The organism is Chromohalobacter sp. 296-RDG (genome assembly GCF_029889885.1).
Classification (GTDB): Bacteria; Pseudomonadota; Gammaproteobacteria; order Pseudomonadales; family Halomonadaceae; genus Chromohalobacter.
On the sequence record NZ_JARANY010000207.1, the window covers coordinates 1 to 1,310 of the forward strand.

General features: G+C 62.5%; 2 protein-coding genes. Both read left to right on the forward strand.

Going from position 1 to position 1,310, the window contains the following annotated elements:
• Positions 1-232: rhodanese-like domain-containing protein (locus OP495_RS17915; RefSeq protein ID WP_280570563.1), on the forward strand; the 232-nt coding region annotated here is incomplete at its 5' end.
• A gap of 180 nt (positions 233-412) precedes the next feature.
• Positions 413-1,249, forward strand: a complete 837-nt coding sequence (asd, locus tag OP495_RS17920) for an archaetidylserine decarboxylase (RefSeq protein ID WP_280563537.1) — start codon at positions 413-415, stop codon at positions 1,247-1,249.
• The last annotated feature ends 61 nt before the right edge of the window (positions 1,250-1,310 follow it).

Genomic DNA, 1,310 nt, shown 5'->3' on the forward strand with positions numbered 1-1,310 from the left:
CGCCATGGATCCCGAACGCCACCTGCGCCTGCGCGATTACGCCGAACTCATCGCCGAGCTCGAAGCGAAAGGCCTGACACCGGATAAAGAGATCGTCACCCACTGCCAGAGTCATCACCGTAGCGGCTTCACCTGGCTGGTCGGCAAGGCTCTGGGTTTCGAGAAGATGCGCGCCTACCCCGGCTCATGGCAGGAATGGGGCAATCGCGACGATACACCGATAGAGAAATGATAACCGCGAGCCGCGAACCGCGAGCCGCGAGCCGCGAGCCGCGAAAACGATGAGCGCCGCTTGCCAAAAGGGCAAGCGGTTCCCGTAGCCCGTAGCCCGTAGCCCGTAGCCCGTCACCAAAATATTGCGATGCCCCGCCGCTACGACTAATGTGGCGAGTTCTCTTCCATTGCCGTGGATATGCCCGTGGATCGCGACGAACTCTTCGCCAGAATGCAGTACCCCCTTCCCCACCACTTGATCTCGCGTGGGGTGGGCAAGCTTGCCGAGAGCCGCACGCCATGGCTCAAGGACTGGGCGATTCGGCGTTTCATTCGTACCTTCGATGTCGACATGAGCCAGGCGCTCGAAAGCGACCCCGGGGCTTACGCCTGTTTCAATGACTTCTTCACTCGCGCGCTGACTCCCGAGGCGCGGCCCATCGGCGAGGGCATCGTCTCCCCTGCCGATGGCACGCTGTCGCAGTTCGGCGCCATTGATAATGGCACCCTCGTCCAGGCCAAGGGGCATACTTATTCACTGACCGCCCTGCTGGGGGGCGATACGCATCACGCCGCGCCCTTTCGGGACGGCCACTTCGCCACGGTCTATCTCTCGCCGCGCGACTATCACCGCGTGCACATGCCGGTGACAGGTACCCTGCGTGAAATGATCTATGTGCCGGGGCGGCTATTCTCAGTCAATCAGGCCACTGCCAATCACGTGCCGGGGCTCTTCGCCCGCAACGAGCGCCTGGTTTGCCTGTTCGACACCGAACACGGCCCGTTGGCGATGGTATTGGTGGGCGCGATGATCGTCGCCGCCATCGAAACAGTCTGGGCGGGTCAGGTCACCCCACTCAGCGGGCGTGTCCAGACGACGCGTTTCGACGAACCCATCGTGATCGAGAAGGGTCAGGAAATGGGTCGCTTCAAGCTGGGCTCCACCGTAGTGATGTGCTTCGGCCACGACGTCGCGTTTCGCGATATCTGCACCGACGGCCTGGTGGTCAGCATGGGGCAGTCCCTAGCTTCCTAGGTCGTGTGCCGAGACAGAGTCACCATGCCGAGCGGGGCAAGGCCGTGTTCCCCAGTAGCAC